A 26,934-nucleotide genomic window follows, 5' to 3' on the forward strand; every position below is an offset into this window, starting at 1 on the left:
CGCCGCAACCGGCCCGTCCGCTGCGGAGCAAGCGGCAACAGCAGCGGCGGTTGGGGCGGGGATCGGCCGGGTGGTTGCGCAGACCGTGGAGCGCAGGCCATCATCGAGGCATGATCTCCAACCGAAAGGGCGGCGACGCCCACGCGCGTTGACCGCGCCCACGCGGCGCTATGTCGCCGCTGAACCTGTGGCCGACGTCCGGAGCAAGAGCGCTCACGACCGGTGGCAGGAAGCTGTCAAGATCCGACAGGAGTGGCTGGACCACGGTCTGTCCACGCAGCCGGCCGACCGGCGGACCGTCGAACACAGCCTGACCGTGATCTACGCGAGGATCTCTCGCCCGAAGCCCCGTTTCGAATGGGTCGACTCACCGGACAAGGCGATCCCGCTTGTCGCCGGTCTGCCCACCCTCGACCATCTCTACGGGTGGATCCGGGATCCTCGTCCGCACGGGACACCGCCATTGGCCAGTGATCTGGCCATGCTCGAGTCCCAGTTGCGCGGCGCGCTCAGCGCGGGTGTCTCCCACGCCGACCCTGAGCTGTCCCCGACGCGGAGGGGTAAACGGGGTGAGCCTTGGCCCGAACTGCCACCGCTGAAGGCACTCGACGCCGGCGTTCCACTGGGTGTGGTGCTGCACCAAGGCATCCGCACCGCACTGCACCGGAGCCTCGCGCACGGATACCGCATGCCGATTCGTAACGCGCTGGCCGGCAGCGGGCCCCTACCGGCGTGTTGGTACGGGCAGCAGGACGCGGCGTGGGTCGCTTACTACGACGCCCTGCACCGGCTCGGACTGGCCTCCTACGGGCCGGACGAACTCGAGCACCTCGGCCACTGGGCCGCACTGGTTCGCTCCTGCGGCTGGTGGTGGCCCGGCGAGGATGTGTGCATCGTGGTGGATCGGCCCGAACTGGTCCGCACCGAACCAGTTCCCGGAACCTGGCACGACGAGGTCCGGCTCCGGCGCGACGGTGTCCGCTACCGCGACGGCTGGCACCCGCTGCCGGCATGACCCACGGGTCGGCCGGGACGAGGCAGATCGTCTCGTCCCGGCCCCCCGAGGACACCTCGTCCGCTGCGCTCGTCACGACCTTCCCGGTCGTCTACGCGCTTGTGCGGCCTGGTCACTCGGAGGGCAGGAGAGCCGGGGGGGGGCCGGTCGATCGGTCAGAAATACCGGCCGCAGGGGACCTGGCCCCATTCGTAGGTCCAGCAGAGCTCCACCGTATAGGGGCGCCCGTCCTCGTAATGGACCTGGTACAGGCCCGCGTCTCCGAGTTCGTCCTGGTAGGACCACCACGGGGGCTGCGCGTGGGCGGGAGCGGCGGCAGTGGCGCTGATCAGGGCGGCGGTGACCACGCCGAACAGCATGGCTGCCATCCGCTTGCCCGTCCTGGAAAATCGCGACATCGATGACTCCGATCTCGTTCCGTTGGGACCGGGGCACAGTTCACAGTCGCGGGCTTGGAGTCGAGTTGGATCCGACTGCAGGCGTTGCGAGGCGCCGGTGCCGCTCACACCAGAGCAGGGCGGCCGAGATCAGGCAGGCGGCGGTGAACCACAACGGGGAGACGGTCGTCGGCCTCGAGAAGGTCGTGATCATCCCGTACAGGTCATCCGGCCGGGTGAGAACCCAACCGGCGGGAAGGCCGAGGCCGTCCCGGTCCGCCAGGGTCACGGCGGCGAGCCCGCCGAGCGCGGTGAGGAACAGGCCGCTCATCGCCACCCAGAACGCGGCCCGCCGCTGCAGGGCGACGAGCACCAGTACGGCCAAGCCGCCGATGCCAACGAACAGCTCCAAAGCGTGCCAGAACGCCGGAGATACGGCGCCCACCACGTCACCCACGACAGGAGGCAGTCGCTCGATCGACACGTGCGGACTGATCCACGCCGGATGGCGATTGGCCAGCGGCGGAAGGAGCAGGACCAGGCACGCGGCGAACCGGGCCGCCACCGTAAGTGCGGATCTCCGGTCGGTCGGCGGGACGTATGGCGCGAGCCCGCTGGGCGTGCCGGCGAGTTCGTGGGCGGACCGGGCCAGCCAGATCACGATCAGCGCGTCGGCGGCCGACGTGGCCTCGTCGTAGACGTCGTGGAAATCACCGGTCCCGCTCAGCGGTATGCCCCCGATCAGGAGCGCGACCGGCACCAGCACGGAGGCGATGCCGTACCACACAGTCGTCCGATCCCAGCGGCCGTCCCGCCACTGCGCCACGAGCACCAGCACGGACCACACCAGAGTCCCGGCGCCGGCGAACCCGCCGAGCGCCGTCGCCCGCTCCGCCGCGTGCCAGTCGAGCACGTCGAACACCTCGGTCGCCGCCAGGCTCACCTGGGCCAGCAGGCCGGCGGCCAGGGCGAGATCGGCGTGACGTACGTCGCGGCGCAGCACCGGGTGGAACAGCACGACGACCGCCGACATCACCAGCGTGTCGAGCACCACCGCCCACCACGGCCAGATGGGCATGACCGCGTAGAACACCCAGAATGCCACCGCCGCGTACAGAGCCCTTCGCAGCGGGCGCGTCTCGGGATCGGCCGAGAGGGTCTTCCCGTACGGCAGGCCCCGCAGGCTCTGCCACAGCGCCCAGGCCCACAGTCCGCCCGCCAGGACGAGGGTGAGCACGTTCGGCCACGTGGCCGTGGCGTCCTCGTCCGCTTCGACGAACAGTGACAGCCGCCACAGGAAACCGACGTCGCCACCGGTCCGCGCGAGCACGGCGGCGACCACGAGCGCCGCCACATAGCCACCGGTCACGAGCACGGCGGGAAGGACCGACCGATAACGGCGCACGCGTCACATCCAGGAGATCGAGCAGAGGAGGGGCCGCTCACCCTAGCGATTCCTGATCACGAATTCGATCAACGGTCAAGGCTTTGATCACTGTCTTCAGTGATCAGGCCCTTGATTGTCGAGTCGGGGTGGCCGCGCACCCGGGTTTTCCCGGCCTTACCCGGCGGTGGAGGGCATATTGCCTTTGTGACAACGGGCAGGTGTGTGAGGGACCTTCTGGCGGCAGGGATCGCCGACGGCATCCTCGTTTGGGGTGCGGTTGGTGCGTGGACAGCCGCTACGGTCGGCAACTACCCCTGGAACGCCTGGGTCCCGATCGCCTACGGAGCCGGCAAAGGTGTCTTCCTCGGTCTGCTCGCCGGACTCGGTGCCGCCACCGGGCTGACACGGTGGGCGCGGCGCACTCCGAAGTCCATCGCCTTCGTCGGCGGCCTCGTCGGCGGCTCGATTCTGGGCACGATCAAAGAATTCAACGGCCCACCTGCACCTATGGTCTACTTCATGCCGCCGATGCCGGATGAGCACTGGTATTGGTCCACCATGCTCATCCATTGGTCCGGCAAGATCATGGCACCGGCTGTCGTTTGTGCCGTCAGCCTTGTCATGTTCGTCGGCCGCCTTATCCGGGAACCGTACCCGGCAAGGCTGTCCGTCGCGACTGACTCGATGCTCGCCCTGGCAGGGGTGGCGCTGCTACTCCTTCCGGAGATCGCGTCAAGCGTCGTCCCCGAGGTGCAGGGCAACGGGCAGCACGTGAACGAGGGAATCATCGCAGCCCTCTACTGCTGGGCGATAGCCATCCCCGTGATCGCCGTGGGCATCTGGCGCCTCCTTCGCCGTTCTGCCTCCATCTCAGTACTTCCACCCGGAGATGCCTCCGCTGGAGCGCTTGAGATTCGAACCCCGCGTTGATGGATCACAGCCGATCGACGCCCTGGGCACATGGCCTCTGAACCGGGGTCAAGTGTTCAGGGGAGTCCAGCCGTGCCCGGTCGCGTCTGGCGGCGTCGCCGTCGCCGGTTGCCGTCCGTCGCCGTCAGCAAGTAGTGAGTGTTGGTGCACGGCCTTGCCAGGAAATGTCATCGGCTGGGGTTACCGTCGCTGCCATGCCGATACCTGACCTGATCCCCATTTCCTACGAGCCCGATTTCCACACCGACACCATCGGCACCCATGCTGGAGGCTTGTTCTTCGGAGGGGTGTGCAGGGGATGGCCGGTCGCGGCGTACGAAGAGGTAGGGGAGTGGCCCTGGCGTGATGAGCATGGTGAGCCGATGCCGGGGCCATGGTTCGCGATCCTTCATCTGTTCGACCACGATGGCCGGCACCTCAGCTCTGAGATCGGCCCATTCGCGGACGGCGCCGAGGCAGATCAGGCGTTGCAACGGATGCTGGCCTGCTTGCAGGACGTCGAGTATGGGGACATTGCCGTTCGTCTCTTCCGTGTGGATGCCCACGACTGCGTGTTCGGTCTCATAGACGAGACGGATAGAGCCGAAGACGGCGACGGCTATGTCGAGTACTACCCCAACCAGATCGGGTTCTACGAGCCCTGGGATGGCTCCTACGACACCTGATCGCCTCTCCGTAGCCCTCGGGTGTCCACCGAGCCGGAGTAAGAGCGAGTAAGACCACTCCGGCGAAATGGACTCGGTAGCCTTATCCGCGAATACATCCAGTTCGCTTGAAGGAACACCCTTTTCGGCGCTCACAGGCCACGCCCCATGACTTCGATCCGACTTCAGCGGTCTCGTTCCGGAAGCCGCAACCAGAGATCCGGCGGGCCGACGATAAGCGTGCGTCAGCCAACCGCAGACCCGCGGCGGCACGGCAATAGGCCACAGCCTCACCCTGGTAGAGGTACTCGGCGAGAATCTCTTCGGCCGCCAGGTGTCCTCCGGGGTCGCCGCCGCCGGGGTGGGGTGCGTGAGTCAAGGGCTGCCCTACCAGCAGTCGACGATGTCCGCCTGCGGCAGTGACAGAGGCATCGCCACTGGCCCGCCGTGGCCATGCTCCTCGGATCACGGTTCGAAATCGGAAGCCTCGAACGGTGTGGCGGTGGCGACGCGACTGAACGCGCCGTCGGCCTCCACGCCCATCGGCCCGATCTCCTCCTCCAGGATCAGCGTCCCTCCGGGCGTCCAGCAGGGACGGCCCTCGGCCTGGTAGGCCGCAGCGCGTCGGGCGGCAGGCGATCCTGTTCGTACCCTGCACCGACCGGGCCGCGATCGGAGAGTGGAACGTGTGGCCGAGGCGCGGTGGAGTTGCATTGGCGCCATCGGGCGTTGGCGTGATCAGGAAGTCTGCCTGAAATTTACAGCGGTGTCCGTCACGGACCAGCGGTTCGAGCAAGTCGTCTCCCTTTCTGTTGACGCACTCTCGCCTCCTCTCTAGCGTGAGGCCTCCATGGGTGATCGGCATTTAATTTGTTATCGCTTACAAAGTGCATAAGTGAAAGTTCGGCCCAGCAATTTAGATCTAGTGATGGGACACTTCATGGCACTGAGCATGGCGTCTGATGGTCACTCATCAGGACCATCGCGGAGCATCCGGTCGTTGCGCCAGTTGCTGATCGCCCTTGTGGTGACCGCGCTCACCGCAGTGGCAGCCCTCGTCTCCGCGCCGTCGGCCAATGCCGCAACCAGCCAGTTCCGAGGCATGAACTGGGCCGTGCTGGGTGACAACTTCAGCACCGGCACGCTCGTCGTGCAGGGCCTGAGCCAGTCCGACAGCAACGCGACAGTACGGGCCAAGGCCAACTCGCTCTACGACTACATGGAATACATCATGGGAGTCAACACCGTCCGGTTGCCCATCAACACCCACACTGTGGCCAACACGACCTGGTGGAACTCCTACCGCGGCGCCATCGACGCCGCCACCGAGCGTGGATTCAAGGTCATCCTGGCCTATTGGGAGGACGGCGCCGCCTCCGGCGGCAGGATCACGAACCTCGCCGCGTGGAACGCGATGTGGTCCAGCGTGATCAGCACGTACGGCTCGAACGGCAACGTCTACTTCGAGCCGATGAACGAGCCGCATGGCTACTCATCGGCGGAGTGGCGCGACGTAGCGGCGAACTGGCTCAGCACTCACACCTCGGCGGTGCCCGGCCGGGTACTCATCGGCGGCACCGGCTTCAGCCAGGACCTCCGGGACATCTGCAACGACAGCCGCTTCAACTCGACGCTGCTGTCCTTCCACTACTACGCCTTCTTCTACAGCGCGATGACCTACGACGCCTTCCGAAGCCACATCCAGACGCTTCTGGGCAACTGCGCCTCGCGCGCGGTCATGACCGAGTTCGGCGCGCCGATGAACGACGGCCGCAACTACGCCGACCCGAACAGCACCGACAACTTCGTGCGCTACCTCCGCGCCGTGGCCCAGGTCATGCGTGACAACCAGATGGGCGGCACCTACTGGCCCGCCCTCGGCGGCAAGCCGGGCAACATCGGCTACGACTGGTACTCGATGTACGCCCTCGGCGGCAGCGGCACCAACCTCACCTTGGCCGTCCGCAACCAATCCGGCGCCGACCGGGTCCGCTACGGCTGGGGCGACACCGTCCGCGACTCCACCCCTTCGCCTACGCCTTCGCCTACGCCTTCGTCTTCGCCGCAGCCGGAAACGTTCTACAGGATCGACGCGCGCCACAGCGGCAAGGCCATGGACGTCCAACAGGCGAGCACCAACAACAGCGCGCGCGTCGACCAGTACACCTACGGCGGCAACCCGTGGCAGCAGTGGCAGTTCCAGGACGCCGGCAGCGGCTACTGGCGCATCGTCAGCCGCCACAGCGGGAAGTGTCTTGACGTGGTGGGCGCTTCAACCGCCGACGGTGCCGAGCTCATCCAGTACACCTGTGGCACCGGCGCCAATCAGCAGTTCCAGATGGTCGCCAACGGTGGCTACTTTCAGCTCCGGGCACGGCACAGCGGCAAATGCGTGGACGTACCGTCCGCATCGACCGCGGATGGCGTGATCCTCAAGCAGTATCCGTGCAACACCGGCGCCAACCAGCAGTGGTCGCGCACGGCCGTCTAACGGTCGTCTCGACGTAACCGCAGATCCGCGGTACATCCCTCCCCGGTGCCGATCTCGTGCTATGCGCTCGGTGCCGGGGATCCGGATTGCGGCGTTGTGTGGTCGGCCCGAGGTGCGGTGTCGGTCCTGCCACCGGTCCGTCTCCCCGGGCCGCCGTCCCAAATCGGGTGCGATTCTCACGACCGCGCGGCGGAGGCAGTCCACGAGATCGGGGCTGCGGGTCGGAAAGGCGGCCTAAAGATCCGGCCTCTGTTCCTGACCACCCTCACCCGGACGCCCCAGCGGCACCGCATCCCCCCGTAAGGGAACCGACATGCGGCCACCGTGCGCCAGCGACGCCGTAGTCACTCAGTTACTCACTCAGCAATGCAGAAGGCCGGTTCCGATCTTCGGAACCGGCCTCTCAGCTGGTACTACATGGTCGGGGTGGCGGGATTTGAACCCACGGCCTCTTCGTCCTGAACGGGGATGACACGTTCATTCGACCCCCTGGTCAGATCGCTTCCGGCGCGTAAAATCCCAGGTAGAAGGCACTTTTGTAGTGCCCAGTGGTGACCACGAGTGCCCATAGATAACGCTGGGTGTCACGGTCAAACGACGGTCAAACGATCAAGGAGGTGATCGACAGGTTGGGATACTCCCGGAAGCGGGTCGGCAGGGACGGCAAGCCCCGGTACACGGCCTATTACATGGATCTCAAGGGGATGGAGAAGTCCGCCGGTACGTTCTCCAGTAAGAAAGAGGCCGACAGGGCGTGGCGGGACGCCGAGAGCCTGGTCGCGCAGGGGCGAGTGGGCGACCCACGGCGGGGCCGGCAGACCTTCGAGCGGTACGTGCTGGACACCTGGTTGCCGAACCACGAGATCGAGGCCACCACACGGCAGAGCTACACCTACACGATCCACCGGCATCTGATTCCCGAGTTCGGCGCGATGCGGATGATCGACATCCTTCCCGAGCACGTCCGCGCCTGGGTCGCGAGCATGAAGAAGAACGGCGCCAGCCCGGCGACCATCAAGTACGCCAAGGTCCTGCTGAGCGCGATCTTCACTACGGCCCTTAACGACCAGGTGACGTATCTGCATCCCTGCCGCGGGGTGAAGACGCCCACCGTTCCGAGGAAGCCGCGCACGATCATCACACCGGAGCAGTTCGACGTGCTCTATCAGGCGCTTCCCGATGCCGATTCGCAGCTGCTCGTGGAGACGGCGATCGAGACCGGACTGAGGTGGGGAGAGCTGACCGAGCTGCGGGTCAAGGATCTGGCGCCGAGGTCGCGGATCCTGACCGTCTCCCGCGCGGTCGTCGAGGTTAACCCCAAGTTCCACCCTGACGGTGAGCGGTTCATCGTGAAGGAGTATCCGAAGGACGGGGAGTTCCGGCGCTTCAAGCTCACGGCACAGATCGCGGCGAAGATCGAGGCGGAGAAGCTGGGGTCGAACGACCTCTTCTTCGTCTGGCGGCACGAACCCAAGGGCAAGCCGAAGCTCCGGCTCGCTCCCGATCCTCTCGAACTGGGTCTCACCGAGCCGAACGAGAAGGGGCGGAGTTACCGGCACGGGACGCTCAGTGCCTACACCGCGGGCAAGTGCCGTTGCGAGCACTGTCGTACCGCGTTCGCCATCTACCGCGCCGGTCGACGGTCCTCAGGTAAGGACAGCCCGCGAGAACCGCGGCAGCGCGAGACCGACGGCCACATCCCAGCTGACTGGTTCCGGCGCCAGGTCTGGAAGCCCGCATTGAAGGAAGCCGACTTGGGGATCCACGTGCGCATTCACGACATGCGGCATGCCCACGCCTCATGGTTGCTGGCCGGCGGCGCCGACCTCCAGGTGGTCAAGGAGCGGCTCGGCCACGCCTCCATCGCCACCACCGAGAAGTACCTGCACACCCTCGATAACGCCGACGAGACAGCTCTGGACGCCTTCTCGAAGATCCGGAACCGATCCGCGCGGTGAGCAGGCCTGCTTCAGTAGGACGCGTTTGGCCTACCCGATCTCGATTCACTAGGAGGAGGATCTGAATAGGGAAAGGACAGGAGGCCGAGTCTGGCCGCAAAAGGCCGGATCTTTGGATGCGATCACGCAGACACGACCACCTTCATGGTGGTGTTTCTCGCTGGTCTGCGGACGCTGCTCATTGGTGCTGGGCAGTCGATCCATCGACCCCGGTGCCTATGCGGGTTTAGGGCGGTGGGGGGTCTGGACCCAGATCGGACGCAGATCGCTTCCGCTGACCTCTCCCTGGACGGCAAGGTGTGCGCAGCGATGACCGGGGACCTGGTTGCTGTGCGCCGAATCCAGCGGACGACGAGCGCTGGTGTGTTTCTGCTGGCGCTGATCGCGGCGGTCGTCTCTTTCAGGCACATGCATGAGCTCTGCCTGCGGCACGGTGAGGACCGCCTGGCGGCGGTACTCATTCCGCTCGCCGTCGATGGGCTGATCGTCGTCGCCTCAATGTCCATCCTTCTGGCAAACCGGTACGGCTCCCGCGGGGGCAGTCTGGCGTGGAGCCTGCTCGTGGTCGGTAGCCTCGCCAGCCTCGGGGCAAACGTCGCCGTCGCCGAGCCCAGCCTGGTCGGCCGTATTGTCGCGGCCTGGCCATCCTTTGCCTTGATCGGCAGCTATGAGCTCCTGATGTCCCAAATCCGCCGCTGCTCTGGAGCTCAAGCAGAGGCACAAGCCCTGTCGGTTCTCACCCCTGAGCTTGCCATCGACGTGGATGCTGACCCCGTCGAGCAGCAAGACAACGAGGATGAGGACTTCGACCTGCTCGCTGAGCGCAGCGGAAGCGGCCGGACATTGCAGCGAGAGGCCTGGCGGTGGGCGCAGCAGAACCGTCAGGAGGACGGAGATCTGCCCAGCGGCGTCGCCATCGCCAGGGCCTTCGCTCGCAGCCCCCGCTGGGGCCGCCTCGTCAAAAGGCGGGTCTTGCTGGCGAGCTGAATTGACGTGAGCTGGACCGAGGTGCGCGGTCAGGGGTGCATGACCGAGATGCAGGTTCTGGTGCACGTGGAGAGCGGACCACATGAGGTGGCCATCCAACAAAGCGTCGAGAGGCGCCCTTCCCTCAGTACGAACATGGCGAACACTTCGCCCAGCGCCTCCGGTGGTAGGCCAAGAGCGCGCTGGCCTGTGGGTCCTGAGTACCGTTCTTACTGTCTGGGGCTGCAACGTTGTCAGACCCTGCATTTGTCCCACCTGTGGCCTATCGTGCGATTGGAGTAGCGGGTCAGCCTTCGGAGGGTGAATGGGCCAGGCGAGTCGTAGCACTGTGCTCAAAGCAGAGCAGGCAGCGGTCGACCATGCATACGACTGCTACGACCGTCAGCAATCGGTCAACGAGGCGGATATGTCTCCGCCTCGCTGGGATCAGAACGACCCGGAGTCCGGCACGGCCTTCATTTCGGAGGCCGCGCCCGAACTTCGCGATGCCTACCCTGACCTTGGGCGGGAGTCTCTCGTCTTCATGCGGGTGGACATTCAGGAACGCGACGATGACGAAACCTTCTATATCGGTCGACGGACGGTGAAGGATCTGTCCACAGACCAGCGTATTGTGATCAACTGGTCGAGCCCTGCGGCTATCAGATGGAGCCTTGCTCTGCCAAGCGACCCGGGGGAAGTGCGGCTACGGCGCCACCTTCGCTGTGACCGAAGGCGTGTGCTGGGGTACACGGACGACATCGACATCTCCAGTGCAGAGTCGGTCGTCGAGGTGATCTCGGCAGGCAAGCCGCAAGTCTCGGCGGCCGAGAGGGATGCGAATGCACCGCCAGCCGCTGGGATGGTGCAAGTCGACAAGCTCCTGCTGCAGGAGCTCGACCGGGCGCGCGATGGCAAGATGCGTGACATCGTCGAGACGATCAAACGTGACCAGCTGATGCTCGTCGCGGACCAGCGGCGGGGCGTGCTCGTGGTTCAGGGCGGCCCGGGAACTGGAAAGACGGCTGTCGGGCTTCACCGCGTCACCTGGCTCCTCAACCCGGAAAACAAGCGATTCAAGCCCCAAGACGTCCTCGTGATCGGCCCCAACAAGGAGTTCCTGAACTACGTAGGTTCCGTTCTTCCTCGTCTCGGGAATCGGAACGTGACAATCATCTCGATCGACCGATTGTGGGGCTCTGAAGCGCAGGGCAGGGACACCGTCATCGCTGACAGGGTCAAATCAGACCTTCGCATGGCGCGAGTCCTCCGCAAGGCCCTGGATCTCACCGTCAACTTCGAAGCACTCCGCTCAGCGGAGACTGGGAGGCTGACCGTTCAGTTGAACGGAGCTCCCTTGGTGGTCCCCGGCGAGGAGATCGAGAAAATCTTCCGTGACGCTCTCGCTTCGCCAGGTCCCTTCTGGGGTCGGCGAAATAAGGCAATCGATCTGCTGGTAGACCGTTTGCTTCAGACGTACGCGGAGGACCAACCCAAGGATCGGCTTCCGGGCGACGTGCGAAGCGCGCTGAAGAAGGACCCGCGCTTCGCCCAGCTACTGAACACGGTCTGGCCTGCTCATGCGGCCCAGCACCTACTGCGACAGCTGTACAGCAGCCAGAAACTGCTCGCAGCGGCGGCGGAGAAAACATTCACGGAGGAGGAACAGCAGTCTCTACGCCGTCCACAGAGCCAGCCGTTCACCGCCGCAGACCTGGTACTGCTCGACGAGCTTGAGTTTCTCCTCAAGGGAGAGGTTCCCCGGCTATACCGGCACCTGGTGATCGACGAAGCCCAGGATCTCACCCCGATGCAGGCAAGGGCGCTGAAGCGACGATGCCCCAGCGGATCCATGACCGTTCTCGGCGATCTCGCTCAGACCACTGGACCTCACGTCTACAGGAGCTGGGACCTCCTGGCTGGCATTCTGGCCGGTCAAGAGGGATGGAGCCTGGCAGAACTGACGGTCGGGTACCGCGTGCCGAAGGAGGTCTTGGACTTCGCAGCCCCACTCGCCGCCGCCATCTCACCCACCGTTCCCTTTCCTACATCGATCCGGCAGGCCAGCGGGACAGCCGTCTCGATGATCCCAGTCAAACCCTGGGAGCTCCTCGACAGGGCTATCGCGCAAGCGCTCAATCTCATCGGCACCGATGACGACGGAGAGCAGTCGCGATCAATCGTCCTGATCGTTCCCGACAACGCCGAGTGGATCGACGAGGTCAAGCAGCGCCTAACCCAGGAGCAGCAGCAGCACCCGTCCCGTCATGCGCAGGCGATCCGGATTCTGCCGGCAGCTCTGACCAAGGGTCTGGAATTCGACCACGTAATCCTTCTTGACCCGGCGTCTATCGCGGACCAGGGACCCACGGGTCTTCACCAGCTATACGTCGCGATAACACGCTGTACACAATCCCTGACCATCGTGCACACTGCACCGCTACCAGCGGAGCTGCTCCCCGGGCATAACAAAGGGTCGTCGACGCGCAAGGGCCGTCAGTGTAGCCGCTTCCACGCTAACGGCCGGCGGTGCACCCACATCACCGCAGAGTCGGATGGCTGGTGCCGGGAAGAGGACTGCGCCGGCTATCGGCAGAGCACACCCACCGGTCCTACCCGGTACTCACACTTGAAGATTCCCTTTGGCGCTGATCTGGACGCACAACTCACCCTGTCCTCCGAGCAGCTCCGGCGAGTCAGGGTAAGCGTCGCCGCGAGGAACCAGTTCGTCGAACAGCACGGTGGCGAGGAGATCGAGGCCGAGGTAGAGCTCCGCGCGATGCTGGGTGACTTCTTACAGACGGGGCGGCACATACGCCAAGGCGACTACTGGCTACTTGATCAGGACGGTTATCGTCTGGTCCTGTCTTCTGACGGCGGTACGGTCACGGCCTACCGAACCGTGCATGCGGACCGTAGCTACGCGCAGTACAAAGCAGGGATTCCGTCACGGGTCAGCAAGCACGCGAAAGCCAACCGGCGGTCGGCTTTCGGCGCCCCACGTAAGCCCGGCGGGCATATCACAGATGTCGATCAACTTCGTGACATCGATGTATCCGCTGTCCACATCACACCGGCGGCCGCGGGGGCATTCGAAGGACTGGTCGAAGAAAGCCGGGATCTGCCGGACCCGGAGTTCGACGCAATGCTGAGGCAACGCCTCGGGACGGACCTCGACCGAAACAGGTTGGTTCCGACAGATCACCACTTCCTCGTCTTCGGGGACCTCCTGACCTGGATCGTCACTCTCGATGGCCAAGCGATCAAATCTGTCCGTCCCCACCACACCGCTGATCTTGCAACCATTAAACTGCTGGAGGACAACGGTGGCCGCCTGCCGACTTACCTCACCGACCCCGACCTGCTCGGGACATGGGTAAGCGGCACCGTCGCGGACCCTGCCGGGGCGGGACGGTTCTATCTGGAGACGGATAAATATCCGCCTGGCCAGGTCATCCTCTGTCTACGGGGCGACGACCCCGTTCCTTCCCCCGGCTCCGAACTCAAGGCATGGGTTTTCCAGCAGAGCTCAGACGGTTTGCTGGTGTCCGTGAACGAGTTCGGTCGCGTCTCAATCTCGGAAGGGATGCGGCAGCGTTACCTCAGCGCCCTCACAGTCTTCGACCAACTCTCAGCAGGCAGCGTTCCCGATGCGGCTGAACGCCTGTCCGATCTGCAAAGCATGGGATCTCGCTGCCTGAACCGCGACCAACCCGACTGGTTGCGCGTGTGGGAGGTCCTCGGCCGTCCTATCCGAGCGCGGCTTCACAGGCTCGTAGCTCTCACGGTAAGAGCGAAGGAATCGCTGACGGGAGAAACCGAGACCCACCTCCCACAGATCCTGACCGATCTACAGACGTCAGGTTGGACTGTCGATCTCCAACTCAGCTCCGCCCGGCTACTCAACGGCGACTCCGCCCCTGCGCCTACGGAAGAGGCAATTCCTCCACAGGGTGTCCCTTCTGTGGCGGCGCCGTCCATCGAAGACCCCTATCTGGCACTCCTGGAGTCCTGGGTGATGGAGAACCGCCGAGATGACGTTCATGAGCGGATCCGCAACGAGTTGATGGTGCGGCTCTTCAGAGCGGGCGCATCACCCACCGATTCGCCGATCGTCGACGTTCTCCAGACGGGTAAGTACGGCACGATTCTCTACGAGGTCATCGGTGCAGGCGGCCTTACGTACGCCGCTCTGCGTGATGGTGCTGTGCACCTGAAGGAGGTCGCCTCGGTACTCGACCGCCCGGCGGATCATATGTTCCTCGTTCTACCTCAGACCCCAGACGAGAACTGGGCTATCGAGAAAGTATCCGGTATGTTCGGTATCTCAATCATCTGGCGCACAGAATCTGGTTGGGACGGCCAGAACGTTGAATTTGCCTTGAACTTGAAGAGTGCATAGGCGTGTTCGCAAACACCGAATCGGTTGACGGGCAGAGGGTGGGCTGCGGAAAACGTGCGCGGTCGTCGTCGTAAAGTATCGGCAGCGCGCTGACGATAGTCGTACTTCGGTCGAAGCCAAGCCTGACGAATGATCGCTCCAAACTATGCCCGTATCGTCAAAGTTCTCTATGGACCGAGAGAGGCCGTGTTGATCTTGGCCAGGCGACGTGTCACAGGTACAAGTGGGTCTGGGTGGACTACAAGAATTGCGCTCAATGCGCCATCGGGAACAGGTGCGGGGCGGGTGATCCCCGCGGCCAACCTGCATAGGGTAACTTGGCTTGAGAATCGGCTGTCTGAACTATGTCGCGAGTATAAAAGTAAGAAGCCCAAGTCGCCTGTCGATCGAGACTGTTTTCTTAGGGAGGCGGATAAGCTGATTAGGAACCTCGCCTTGCTTGGTGTTGGCGTGCAGCGATACCGTGCGAAGGTTAGGGCTGTCGCCAAAGTTGGAAAGGCGGGTAAGAAGAAAACCTAGTCGAGCAGGCTTGATTTGCGGAGTGCAAAGGGCTTAACGAGCGTGGGATGGGGGCGGGACTGGAGCGCAAGCCGGTGGTTTTGGTGCCGGCGGCACTGTCGTCGGTGGTTATGAGTGCCTAAGACCGCCTAACAGATTGATCTCCCTTGTGGTTTAATTTATCCGTGTAGTCGGCAAAAGGTTAGCAGCTCTATGGCATACCTCGTCGCTAAGGTATTAGGACGTCTCAAATCGTCCCTGCTCCGGCATCGAGAAGCGCGCTTTCTGTAGGATCTCCGACAGTTGCGAATTTTCCGCACCTGGGTACAGGTCGTCGTCGCGAGTGCGAGGAAGGCGCGCACGTAGCGCGCGAGTAGCGCGCTTGGCGAGATCGGAGACGAGTTCGGAATCGAGGTCGAGCACCAGGGTGCCGTACAGGAGAACATCCCATTCGCCCCACTCGTTTTCCTCGGTGTCACCGACGATGTCGATGTTGATTCGCCCGCGCCGCGCGAGCAGGAGGAGTTCGCAGACGTCGGGGACGTGCTTGAGAGAATAGGAATAACAAGCACTGAGGTCGGAAGGACCGAGACCTGGTTCTGTGATCTGGAACTCGATCGTATGCGAGTCACTGGTGTCGACCGACAGGGTTGCGCCTCGCCGGGTCAGGAGGTTCGCAGCGGCTTCCCGCTGTCGTTTATTTTCCGTGGCGAGGCGCCACCAGGGCAGCGGACCCCATATCCCTGTTGTTGTCCTGTTCTCTTTGCTGTCGCAGAAGTCGGGGTCCGCCCAGCCAAGGTACGCCTTCAGGCAGCCGTCCTGGAACTGTTCGTCGGCGGTGCGTTCGCGGAGCAGATCGCATTCCAGGCTGGTGAGGCCCTTCAACGTGCCGGCGACTGCCTCCAAATGACAGCGGACGAGTGAGAGCGCGCGAGAAACCGTGGTCCTCGAAGCGGAATCCAGAGCAGTTCCAGCGAGAGTGTTGCTCAGGACTCGTTCAGCCGCCTGGCTCCGCGCGAGATCGTCGCCTAGCTCAAAGAGGTGCTGGATGCCGTTGGGATTCCAGCACAGCCAGTCGTACCACAAGTCCGCAGCTCGCACTGCGGAGTGGTGCGAGTATGCGCCGATGGCGAGATTTCGGACGGGGACATCCGGCTCGGCCTTCAGCCGGCTGATGAGGTTCTGGTAGTCCTTAAGAGGATCAGGGGGTAGAGAGCTCAGGGTGTGCAGAACCTGCGCGTCCTGCACACCCCAAAATTGAGTGAGTTCCCGCTGGATCTGCTGGGGAGTCAAGGTTCGGCCTCGTTGCGCTGCCCAGTGCTCAAGGAGATGGAGATAGACGTCATCTGGATCCAGCGGCAAGAGCGCGCCGTCCAGCAGCGAGAACCTACCCTTGAAGCGGGTCTGCCAGTACACCGCCCTGATCAAATCGTCAAGCTCGTGCTCCTCAGGATAGGGCGTGGAGAAGAGATGGCTCTCCGACAGGAAGGTCAAGATCTCAGAGGCCCGGTACCCTCTGCCGTCCAGCATGGCGATCCTCGCGCAGAGCAGCGCTCGGGTCAGCTCCGATTCGCCCAGGTCGGGACGCGGGCTGGGGACATCTGACCTAGGCAGAAAACTGCCGATGAAGGCCGCGGACCACTCCCTGCGGAGTCTGTTCAAATCCAGATCGGTCACCGGTTCTCCTCGCCTCAGAATGCGGATGACCCCGGGTATATCAGGGCTCCGGTGTAGTTCTGGTCTCAGTCCTAAGCCGGATTCTTAAGGGCTCCCGGGCCGAGGAGCACAGGTACTTGCTCTCCTGTCGGAGGACTTGCCCCCAACAGGAGAGAGCAGCTACGCGGCCTTCTTGCTGCGTGCGGGTTCGGCGGGGATACCGACAACCTCGACGGTTACACCATGCTCCCGCCTGAGCGTGTCGGCCATGCTCACGAGCGCGACCTGCGCGAACGGGTAGAGCGAGTCGGGGGTCAGCTCCTTGCCCTTGAGGAGGATGGCCAGGACGATCTTGCTGGGGAGAAAGTCCTCCGGCACGGTCAGCCGGCCGCCGCTGAACTGGGCGACCTTGGCCCTGAACTTCGCCCTCGCCTCCGGCTGGAAAAACAGTGCCTGGGTCGAGACCAGTGCCTGGGCGAACTGGTGGCTCAGCGGCTCAGAGCTGTCCGCCGCCTTGACGTGGACCAGGGTGTGCTTGTCGGTGAAGCCGTCGCAGGCCTCGAATCCCTTACCCCGCCGGTGCTGCGGCGTCCTGATGAACTTCCGGTCAAGGCACACGTACTTGTCCGACCCGAGGCGGTCCTGGACCCGGAGGTTGTAGTTCTTCTCCTCCTCGCCGAGCCGCCACGGCGGCATCTCAAGCTCCGGCTTGTCCGTGATGAGCTCATGCAGCCGCTGCCTGATCGACTCCACGTAGGTGGCGCCGCACTCGTACCATTCACCGTCACTGAGCTGGTAGATGCACGACCCGATCGACACCGTCGCCTCGATCCACCGGATGACCTTGGCACCGGCGATCCGATCCTTGCCGTCGCGGTCGGCGCACATCTCGACGTGCCCATCGCGCAGCGCGGTGACCGGGTCCAGGCAGTACTGCACCTTGCACCGGTGCCGCAGGTCGTCGAGATCAAGGTCCTCCCTGACGATCGCGATACTGCCGATCTTGATGCGATACGAGCGGGTTTCGTGATGCCGATCGGCAAGGTCGACCGGGGCCACGACCTGAAGACGCAGATCGCCGTGGCCGCGAAGACCGTCGCCCAACAGGGCATTGAGCCTGTCCCGCAGCTCACCGGCGGGCACGGGCTGAATCGCCTCGAGGCGCTCAAAGTCGGGTGGTACCTCCCGCTCGCTGATCTCGTTCAGCCGGTGCAGAAGGGCGAGAAACAGCTGCGGATCTACGGGGATGGGCAGGCGCAGGCCGTCTGCACCCTCGATGGAGACCGTCTTGCGATGGGAGAGGCCGAGGTCAGATGCACGGATCATTCCCCCGAGCTTCTTGACCAGCTCGGCGTGATCGCGCAGGCCGATGCCGCCGATGGGGATGCCGCCGGGGACCAGGGTGGAGTCCTGCCGAGAGATGCCGCCGAGCGCCCGACGGACGACGTCCCGGACATCGAGGGGGTCGGTGACGCGCAACGCGCAGCGAAGCCCGAAGCCGGTCTCCTTCGCATCCGTGATCGACAGATACCCCTGCCCGAACCCGATGCCGTAGACGTGCTCGCCCACGCCGACGATGAGCACGGCTTCAGCGTCCTGCCTCTTGAGGCCGAGCGGAACGCCGGTGAGCTGGGACAGGCTGGCACACCAGCCGGTCGTGGCCGTCGGGAGCTGCCGGAAGTAGAGGAGAGCCGGAGCACCGGCGATGTCGATCTGCACGACGTCGACTCCGGGTTCTGCGAGGCGGTCGACGGACGTGGCGTCGAACATCGCATCGACGGTCGGCGTGATGCCGGTGAGCCGGTACACGGTGGCAGGCAGGGTCGTGGGTGCCATCTGTTCCTCCAGAGGACGTGGGGTAGCGGCGGCAGCCAAGCCGCCTTCGAGGAATATGTGCTTGCAGTGAGTATGACTGAAAGCACCGTTAAAAAGTTCCATCTTGGCAAACGAAGCTTCAAGTTGATACCGTCGGGACGGTTGCTTAGCGAGAGGGAGGTGCCGTGTCTCAGCCGTCCGTGCACGTAACCGCAGCTGAGATCGCACGTTTCGCCGGCGTCACGCGAGCGACTGTCAGTAACTGGCGGCGGCGCCACCCTGACTTCCCTGGCCCTGTTGCTGGTTCTGAAGCGAGCCCTCTCTACGACCTCACCGCCGTACGCGCCTGGCTGAAGTCGCGCGGGCAGACGCCCACGGTCACGCCGATCGAGGAACTCCGGAACCTTCTGCGCCTGCGCATAGGCACGCCGGTCGCGACGCGGCTGCTCCCATTCGTGTACGCCACAGCCCGACTTGACTCAGCCGAGCAGGCCAAGCTGGCGAAACTGACCGACAACGACCTGGCCATCGCGGCGACCCGTGCAGTCACTGCTCACGCCGCCGATCTGCCCGTCACCCAGGGCGAGGACTTCGGCCCCGACGATGCTGAGTTACTGCGGGCCGTACTGAACGGCCTACTTGCCGAAGGCGGTCAAGCGGTCCTCGACGTTCTGGCCGAGCGGGAACTGACAGACACCCACTCGATCGGCGCCTACCGCACCCCGCGGCCGCTCGCCGATCTCATGGCACGGTTCCTCCATACCGACGACGGCTCGTATCCGGCAGCAGTGTTCGATCCGGCCTGCGGCACCGGGAGTCTCCTGGAGGCGGCAGGTCGACAAGGTGCGATGCGGCTCCTGGGCCAGGATCTGCTCGAGGTGCAAGCCCTACGTAGCGCTGTCCGCCTCAAGATCGCCCTGTCTGACCGACACACGGTGATCCAATCGGGGGACAGCATCCGCGCAGACGCTTTCGCCGACTTGCAAGCCGATGCAGTTCTGTGTAGCCCGCCTTTCGCCGATCGGGATCGGGGCCATGACACACTGATCTACGACCCACGCTGGACGTATGGCGTGCCACCCCGCAGCGAGAGCGAGCTGGCCTGGGTACAGCATGCGCTGGCCCATCTGGCTCCAGGTGGGTATGCCGTACTGCTCCTGCCACCGGGAACGGGCTTCCGTTCCCCCGGAAGATCGATCCGGACTGAATTGCTCAAGGCGGGAGCATTGCGTGCGGTCATCGCCCTGCCGCCGGGCATCGTCGTCCCGCTGCACATCGGCCTCCACCTGTGGGTGCTACGCCGCCCAGACCAGAACCCGCCCACGGACTCGATCCTGATGATGGACCTGAGTCGCCAGTCGGACCGCCGTGAGACGATCGACTGGACCTCCCTCACCGATACGGTTCTTGCATCGTGGCACTCCTATCTGAGTGACCCTGCACACTTTGAGCCTGTTCCTGAGTTGGCTCGGGCCGTGCCGGTGGTCGAGTTGTTCGGCGACAACGTCGACCTCACCCCCGTCCGGCATTTGCACCGAACGAAGCTGGACCCCGCCGAGGTCTCTCGTCAGGCCCGTGCGCTGCTCGAGCAGCTTCATCGGAGCCTTGATGATTTTTCTGCTGCGATAGATGCCCAGAGCTGGGCCGACGGCGAAACCGAGAGCAAGACATGGCGCACTGCCACTGTGAGTGATCTCGCTAAAGGTGGGATGCTCACTATCCGGCGCACGGTACGTGACACCTCTGACACTCCTCTGCCAGAGGAACACCGCACCCGGCCCGTTCTCAGGAGCCGGGATGTCGCAACAGGCAGCCGCGCTACCGGTGCGGCTGACGAGGACAGAGCGGCGCCGCCGATTGTTGTAGAGACCGGTGATGTGCTGCTGCCCAGGGTCGCCGCGCGTGACCAGATAGCTTGCCGAGTCGCTGATGAGGATGACGCGGGCTGCCTGCTCGGACCCAACCTCACCGTGCTTCGCGTTGATCCGGCCCGCATCGATCCGTGGTTCCTCGCCGGATTCCTGCTGTCCGAGGAGAACCTCGTCGCCGCCACGGGTTTGCGGCAGGACGTCTCACTCGAACCCAGCAAACTCAAGGTGCCGCTGTTGCCGTTGCGCGAACAACACAGGTACGGCAGAGCCTTCCACAACCTGCACTGGCTGGAACACGCCGCCCGTAAGGCCCGGAATCTGGCTTTTGACACTACGCGGACGATCTCCGATGTCCTGAGTCGGGGTGCGCTCGCGCCCCCGGACTCCTGATTGTGCAATCCGGTAGACGCACTCATGCGTCTCCATTAGGAACCAGACGTTGAAGAACACCCTCTGACAACCAAAGAGAAGGACCCCCTTGGACCTCGGCAAGCACTCCCAGCTGTCCAACCACGCCTGGGCCGTCGCCGACCTGCTGCGCGGCGACTTCAAACGGCACGAGTACGGTCAGGTCATCCTGCCGTTCACGGTCCTGCGCCGCCTTGAATGCGTCCTGGAACCGACCCGCGACAAGGTCGCCGACGCCTACGAAGGCGGGGAGCAGCGGGAGTTCTTCCTGCGCCGGGCCTCGGGGCACAGCTTCTACAACACCAGCCGTTACACGCTGAAGAAGATCGCCAGCGATCCGCAGCACGCCGCCGTCAACCTGGGCAAGTACGTGGCAGCTTTCTCGGAGAACGCCCGTGAGGTGCTGGAGAAGTACGACTTCGCCCAGCAGGTCAAGAAGCTCGATGAGGCGAAGCTCGTCTATCAGATCGTCGGCAAGTTCGCCGACCTCGACCTGCGGCCCGAGATGGTCGGCAACCAGCAGATGGGCTACGTCTTCGAGGACCTGATCCGGCGGTTCGCTGAAGCCTCCAACGAGACTGCTGGTGAGCATTTCACCCCGCGCGAGGTCATCGAGCTGATGGTGAACCTCCTCATCGCCCCCGACGCCGACCTGCTGCGAGAGAGCGGCGTCGTCCGCACCGTGCTCGACCCGGCATGTGGCACCGGCGGCATGCTCAGCGCCGCCGAGGAGCACATCACCGCCTTCAACCCCGGCGCCACGGTCAAGGTGTTCGGGCAGGAGCTCAACCCCGAATCGTGGGCGATCTGCCGGTCCGACCTGATGATCAAGGGGCAGAACCCGGACAACATTGCCTTCGGTAACTCCTTCACGGACGACGGCCACCGGCGCGAGAAGTTCGACTACCTGCTCGCCAACCCGCCGTTCGGCGTCGAATGGAAGAAGATCAAGGACCAGATCGAGACCGAGCACAAGACCGACCCCGACGGCAAGTTCCGGGCCGGCCTCCCGCGCATCAACGACGGCTCGTTCCTCTTCCTCCAGCACATGATCTCGAAGATGAAGACGCCCGCCGTCGGCGGCAGCCGCATCGCGATCGTCTTCAACGGCTCCCCGCTGTTCACCGGCGCGGCCGGCTCAGGCGAGTCGGAGATCCGCCGCTGGATTCTGGAGAACGACTGGCTGGAGGCGATCGTCGCGCTCCCGGACCAGCTCTTCTACAACACCGGAATCTCCACCTACTTCTGGATCCTCACCAACCGCAAGGCCCCGGCTCACCGCGGCAAGGTCGTCCTGCTGGACGCCCGGGACTACTGGCAGAAGATGCGCAAGTCCCTCGGCGACAAGCGCAAGGAGATCGGCAAGGACCAAATCAAGGAGATCACTCGGCTGTACGGCGAAGCCCTCACCGTGGCCGATGACCCCGATCACCCCCTGCACGGCAAGGTGAAGGTCTTCCGCAACGAAGACTTCGGCTACCGTCGCGTCACCGTCGAGCGCCCGCTCAAGCTCCGCTTCGAACTCACTGAGGAGACCATCGAAGCCATCCGCAACTCTGCCAAGCTCGAAATTCACCTCGACGCCTGGACGCTGGCCGACGCGCTTCAGCCGCTCGTCGGCACCACGTGGGGGACGAAGAAGGAGGCATTTGGTGCCATTCAGGAGGCGGCGGTCGCGGCCGGCCTGCAGTGGCCGGCAAAGGCGCCGTTCCTGGCAACGCTGCGGGACGTCGTCGGCGTTCGCGACCCACAGGGCGAGGTGCAGCACAAAAAGAAGGAGATCGAGCCGGATCCCGAGCTGCGCGACTACGAAAACGTCCCGCTGGATGAGGACGTCGAGGAGTACCTCAAGCGGGAGATCCACCCACACGTCCCGGACGCGTGGATCGACCACGCCAAGACGAAGATCGGCTACGAGATCCCCTTCACCCGCCACTTCTACGTCTACACGCCCCCGCGTTCGCTCGCTGAGATCGACGCTGAACTGAAGTCCCTCGAGGCCGAGATCCAGACTCTCCTCAGCGAGGTGACCGAATGAACTTCCCGAAATCTTGGGATATCCGTCGTTCCCGTTTCTGTGTTTCTTTGCGGGACGTGCGCGGAGAGGAAGCTCCCCTCGCGTCGGCGACAAAGGATGGCGTATTTCTCCGTGGTGATCTGGAGATCTCGGTATGGAATCCACTCTCGGATACCAGCAGCTATAAGCTGGTCGAACCAGATGATTTCGTAATCGGCTTGCGCTCATTCCAGCACGGAATTTCTCATTCCGAGGTCCGCGGCAACGTCAGTCCCGCATACACGGTCCTCCGCCCTGGGGCTGACGTCTACGCCGGGTACCTCAAGTACTACTTTAGGTCGAGCCTCCTTATCTCACAGCTCGCGAACATCACGCAGGGAATCCGTCAGGGGCAGGCTATCGACATTGAGGCCTTCCGTAATCTTCTCCTCCCAGTCCCTCCGTTGTGGGAGCAGCGGCGGATCGCGGACTTCCTCGACGCCGAGACCGCCCGCATCGACCGGATCCGTAATGCCCGATTAAGGCAACTCTCACTGATCGAAGAGAAGCTGGAATCAACTCTCTACTACAAGCTGGTTCGATCAAGTGCCATCACCGTGCAACTTCGTAGATTAGGAATCCGGGTGACAACCGGTCCCTTTGGAACGGTATTTAGTGCCTCCGAATACCAGTTTGGTGGCATTCCCATGATAAATCCAGTGCATATTAAGAATGGGGAAATCGTCCCCGATCGAAATCATGCAGTTTCTCCCGCTATGGCAGCCCGTCTTCATCGTCACCTACTTCGCTCGGGTGACCTCATCGTTGGCAGAAAGGGCGACATCGGGCAGGCGGCAATCGTGCGCCCAGACCAGGACGGCTGGGTATGTGGAAGTGACAGTATCGCTCTTCATCCAAACACCGAAAAGGTCAGGTCGGAATACCTGGCTTACGCGCTGCGCTCAAAATTCGTGCGCTCGCAACTGCTTGCGCGCTCACTCGCGACAACGATGCCGAGTCTAAGCGAGGGAAACCTCCTATCGCTTGAGATTCCACAACTTGAGCTCCATGAGCAGGATCGGATTATTAGATCCATCGATCATGTTCAGGCTTGGAAAGCTAAGGCCGTCGCTGCCATGCAATCTCAGCTCTCTCTTCTGAGCGAGCGTCGTCAGGCTTTGATTACGGCGGCGGTGACTGGGCAGTTTGACGTGGCTTCGGCGAGTGGGCGTGGGGTGGGGGCGTGATGGGGGCGAAGCACAAGGAGGAGGCGTTCCGGGAGGCGATCCTTGCTGGAATGCGTGAGCGGGGCTGGGAGGTCGGGCAGCCGTCGGACTACCGGGCCGACCTCGGCCTGGCTACCGATGAGCTGTTCACGTTCATCGGGGCCACGCAGATCGACGCGTGGAACGAACTACTGGCGCTCTACGGCGACGATGCCGAGGCGGCCCAGCAGGGATTCGTACGGCGACTGAACCAGGCGATCGCTACCGATGGCGTCCTTGAGGTGTTGCGCAACGGGGTGAAGGATCGCGGGATCCGGATCCGGCTGGCGTACTTCAAACCGAACCTGGTCGAGTCCGACGACGTGCTGACCAACTACAGGGCGAACCGGCTGACGGTCATCCGGGAGGTCGCCTACGCGACGAAGAAGGCCGACCAGGGGCATCGACTGGACCTGGTGCTGTTCGTCAACGGGATCCCGGTGGCCACGGCGGAGTTGAAGAATCCGCTGACCGGTCAGGGCGTGGAGCAGGCCAAGAAGCAGTACCGAGACGAGCGCGACCCGACCGAGCTGATCTTCACACAGCGGGTGGTGGCGAACTTCGCGGTCGACCCGGACCTGGTGTTCGTCGCGCCGAAGCTGCGCGGCCGAAACACGCAGTTCCTGCCCTTCAACACTGGATCGGAGGGACCGGGCGAGTCCGGCGGCGCGGGGAACCCGGTGCCGGCCCAGTCGGGCAAATATCCGACCTCCTACCTGTGGGAGCAGGTGTGGGAGCGGGACAACTGGCTGGACCTGCTGGAGCGCTTCGTTCACCTGCACAAGGCGAAGAAGAGCGCCGCGGGCTCGATCCTCTTCCCGCGGTTCCATCAGTGGGACGCGGTCAAGAAGCTGACCGCGCATGCCGTACGGCACGGAGCCGGGCAGAACTACCTGGTCATGCACTCGGCCGGGTCGGGCAAGTCGAACACGATCGCCTGGCTGGCGCACCGGCTCAGCGCCCTGCACACGTCCACCGACGTCCGGGAGCTCGACCCGGGCGCGGTCGCCCGAGGCCTCAAGCCCGGGGTGCCGGTCTTCGACAAGACCATCATCATCACCGACCGACGGAACCTCGACGCCCAGCTGCGGGAGACCGTGGGGAGGTTCGAGCAGACCGCTGGGCTGGTCGTGAAGATTGACGAGAAGCGGGGGGCGAAGTCCACGCAGCTTGCCGCCGCGCTGTCCAGCGAAACCGGAAAGATCATCACGGTGACGCTGGCCACGTTCCCGGTGCTGGTGGAGTATCTGAAGGAGAACCCGACCGAGATCAAGGGGCGCACGTTCGCCATCATCGTGGACGAGGCGCACTCGTCCCAGTCAGGGGAGGCTGCCAAGGCGGTCCGGGCCGCGCTGCGGGATCTCGGCCTGGACGCCGAGGACGAAGAGGCGGGCGCCACCTCGGTCACGGTGGATACGGCCAAGGCGGACATGACGGTCAAGGCGAAGCTGGAGCGCAGCGCCGCCGACCGTGGCAGGGCTGCCAACATCTCCTACTTCGCGTTCACCGCGACGCCGAAGGCGAAGACCTTGGAGCTATTCGGTACCCCGGTCAAGGTCGGCGGCGAGCTGAAGTACAAGCCGTTCCACACGTACGCGATGCGGCAGGCGATCGAGGAGAAGTTCATCCTCGATCCGCTCCGCAACTACGTCACGTACGACACGTACTGGAAGCTCGTCAACAACAACCCTGACGACCGAGAGGTCGAGAAGTCCAAGGCCAGCCCACTGCTGGCCAAGTATGCCCTCACCCACGACGCGACCGTCGCGCAGCAGGCGACCGTCATCGTCGAGCACTTCCTCGCGCACACGCGTGGCCGGATGGGCGGGCGGGCCAAGGCAATGGTGGTCACCGCTTCCCGGCTGAGCGCGGTGCTGATGTCGCGCGCCATCAAGGAGGAGTTGGAGATCCGAAAGGCCGACGTCGGGGTGCTCGTGGCATTCTCTGGCACCCTGAACCACGGCGACGAGAAGGACATCACCGAGGTCAAGGAGAACGGCGGCCTGTCTGAGGACGCGCTGCCCAAGGCGTTCGAGTACACGCGGGCCGACGACAAGGTGGTGAAGGCCGGCGGCAAGGGACGACCGGAGTACCGAATCCTGGTCGTCGCGGAGAAGTATCAGACCGGCTTCGACGAGCCGTTGCTCACGACGATGTACGTCAACAAGAAGCTGTCGGGCATCGCCGCCGTTCAGACCCTGTCCCGGCTGAACCGAACCGCCGAACGCCAAGGCAAGTCACAGACGGACCTGGCCGTCATCGACTTCGTCAACGACGCAGAGCAGATCAAGGAGTCGTTCCGGCCCTACTTCGAAGAGGCCATGACGTTGCCGTCCGACCCCAACCTGCTCTACACGGCGCAGAGCAAGGTGATGTCGGCTGAGCTGCTGTACCGGCAGGAGATGCTGGCATTCGCCGCGGCGCTGCTGGAGGCCGACGAGGTGAAGCTCTCTGCTGAGAAACTGCACGCAGAGCTCTACCGGCTGCTCGCCCCGGCGGTCGGCCGATTCAAGGATCTGCTCGACAGCGACGACGAGCACGACCGCGCCCACGCGGAGACCTTCCGGAGCGACCTGGACGGCTACGTCAGCAAGTACGGCTTCCTCTCCCAGGTCATTCCGTACCGGGATGTCGACCTGGAGCTGCTGTACGTGTACGGCCGCTATCTGCTGGCTCGACTGCCTCACGGGGCCAAAGGCGACGTGGACCTCGGCGAAATCGACCTCACCCATGTGCGGACCGAGCAGACCGGGGTGCACGACCTTCGTCTCACTCCGGAAGGCGCAGCCGACCTCAAGGGGTTCGGCGACGGATCTGGTCAGGCCAAGGACGAGGAAAAGTCTCTTTTGTCGGATCTGATCGAGCGATTCAATCAGAAGTTCGGCACGGACTTCACCGAGCAGGACCTTATTGTCCCATTCAACGAAGCCGTTGCCGACCCGAAGGTGCGGCAGGCCGCGGTCGCCAATGTCGACCCCGAGAACTTCGGCCATGTCTTTAACGACATCTTCGAAGATAAGGTCGCCGACCACGTCGACAACCTGCGCACCCTGGGGGACAAGTTCTTCGACAAGGATCCGACTTTCCGTGAGGCCCTTACCAAGACGGCGCGCCGGGCAGCGTGGCGTCTGATCCGTGCGCAGGAAGGGCTTGACGACTTAGCCTGATTTTGGCGTATCGCCCTCGCTGGACAGTCTTGATCCGCTTAGAGCACACTGCTGATGGAGGGTGTCCAGCGAGGCTTGCGGAGTGAGA

15 protein-coding genes are annotated in these 26,934 nt (G+C 63.9%); 11 read left to right on the forward strand and 4 right to left on the reverse strand.

What is annotated here, in order from left to right; genetic code table 11:
• The first annotated feature begins 148 nt into the window (after nt 1-148).
• Nucleotides 149-1,015: a DUF6745 domain-containing protein gene (locus FH610_RS09385; protein WP_205825646.1), complete on the forward strand. Its 867-nt coding sequence runs from the start codon at nt 149-151 to the stop codon at nt 1,013-1,015.
• A 155-nt stretch (nt 1,016-1,170) separates the two neighbouring features.
• Here the strand turns inward: FH610_RS09385 and FH610_RS09390 are convergent, their stop codons facing one another.
• Nucleotides 1,171-1,413, reverse strand: coding sequence for a hypothetical protein (locus tag FH610_RS09390; RefSeq protein ID WP_139573893.1), 243 nt, complete (start codon nt 1,411-1,413; stop codon nt 1,171-1,173).
• A 40-nt stretch (nt 1,414-1,453) separates the two neighbouring features.
• Nucleotides 1,454-2,797, reverse strand: a complete 1,344-nt coding sequence (locus FH610_RS09395; protein WP_139573894.1) for a hypothetical protein — start codon at nt 2,795-2,797, stop codon at nt 1,454-1,456.
• 204 nt (nt 2,798-3,001) lie between these two features.
• Between FH610_RS09395 and FH610_RS09400 the strand changes: the two genes are divergently transcribed.
• The 6 genes from FH610_RS09400 to FH610_RS09430 all read left to right on the forward strand — a co-directional run bounded on the left by FH610_RS09400 (nt 3,002) and on the right by FH610_RS09430 (nt 14,170).
• The gene (locus tag FH610_RS09400) at nt 3,002-3,709 is read left to right on the forward strand and encodes a hypothetical protein (protein ID WP_139573895.1); all 708 of its coding nucleotides are present in this window, start codon (nt 3,002-3,004) and stop codon (nt 3,707-3,709) included.
• Nucleotides 3,710-3,903: 194 nt separating this feature from the next.
• Entirely contained in the window at nt 3,904-4,374 is a 471-nt protein-coding gene (locus tag FH610_RS09405; RefSeq protein ID WP_139573897.1) for a hypothetical protein, read from the forward strand.
• A 979-nt stretch (nt 4,375-5,353) separates the two neighbouring features.
• The gene (locus FH610_RS09415) at nt 5,354-6,844 is read left to right on the forward strand and encodes an RICIN domain-containing protein (protein WP_205825647.1); all 1,491 of its coding nucleotides are present in this window, start codon (nt 5,354-5,356) and stop codon (nt 6,842-6,844) included.
• A gap of 617 nt (nt 6,845-7,461) precedes the next feature.
• Entirely contained in the window at nt 7,462-8,802 is a 1,341-nt protein-coding gene (locus FH610_RS45130; protein WP_420813663.1) for a tyrosine-type recombinase/integrase, read from the forward strand.
• 309 nt (nt 8,803-9,111) lie between these two features.
• A complete protein-coding gene (locus tag FH610_RS09425) occupies nt 9,112-9,789 on the forward strand; it encodes a DUF2637 domain-containing protein (RefSeq protein ID WP_139573899.1) in 678 nt (225 codons plus the stop codon).
• A gap of 328 nt (nt 9,790-10,117) precedes the next feature.
• Nucleotides 10,118-14,170 (forward strand): HelD family protein, encoded by a 4,053-nt coding sequence (locus FH610_RS09430; protein ID WP_161627953.1) that lies wholly within the window; start codon nt 10,118-10,120, stop codon nt 14,168-14,170.
• A 735-nt stretch (nt 14,171-14,905) separates the two neighbouring features.
• Here the strand turns inward: FH610_RS09430 and FH610_RS09435 are convergent.
• On the reverse strand, nt 14,906-16,345 hold the full coding sequence (locus FH610_RS09435; RefSeq protein WP_139573901.1) for a hypothetical protein: 1,440 nt from the start codon (nt 16,343-16,345) through the stop codon (nt 14,906-14,908).
• A gap of 159 nt (nt 16,346-16,504) precedes the next feature.
• Entirely contained in the window at nt 16,505-18,262 is a 1,758-nt protein-coding gene (locus tag FH610_RS09440) for a DUF6119 family protein (RefSeq protein ID WP_139573902.1), read from the reverse strand.
• Between the two features lie 62 nt (nt 18,263-18,324).
• Between FH610_RS09440 and FH610_RS09445 the strand changes: the two genes are divergently transcribed.
• From FH610_RS09445 to FH610_RS09460, 4 genes are all read left to right on the forward strand, one after another.
• On the forward strand, nt 18,325-20,400 hold the full coding sequence (locus FH610_RS09445) for an N-6 DNA methylase (RefSeq protein ID WP_139573904.1): 2,076 nt from the start codon (nt 18,325-18,327) through the stop codon (nt 20,398-20,400).
• Nucleotides 20,401-20,488: 88 nt separating this feature from the next.
• Nucleotides 20,489-22,456 (forward strand): type I restriction-modification system subunit M, encoded by a 1,968-nt coding sequence (locus FH610_RS09450; RefSeq protein WP_139573905.1) that lies wholly within the window; start codon nt 20,489-20,491, stop codon nt 22,454-22,456.
• Nucleotides 22,453-23,661, forward strand: coding sequence for a restriction endonuclease subunit S (locus FH610_RS09455; protein WP_139573907.1), 1,209 nt, complete (start codon nt 22,453-22,455; stop codon nt 23,659-23,661). Before FH610_RS09450 ends, FH610_RS09455 begins: the two co-directional genes overlap by 4 nt.
• A complete protein-coding gene (locus tag FH610_RS09460) occupies nt 23,661-26,846 on the forward strand; it encodes a type I restriction endonuclease subunit R (protein WP_139573908.1) in 3,186 nt (1,061 codons plus the stop codon). Before FH610_RS09455 ends, FH610_RS09460 begins: the two co-directional genes overlap by 1 nt.
• Nucleotides 26,847-26,934 lie beyond the last annotated feature (88 nt).

Origin of the sequence: Microbispora catharanthi (assembly GCF_006334915.2) — a bacterium.
Classification (GTDB): Bacteria; Actinomycetota; Actinomycetes; order Streptosporangiales; family Streptosporangiaceae; genus Microbispora; species Microbispora catharanthi.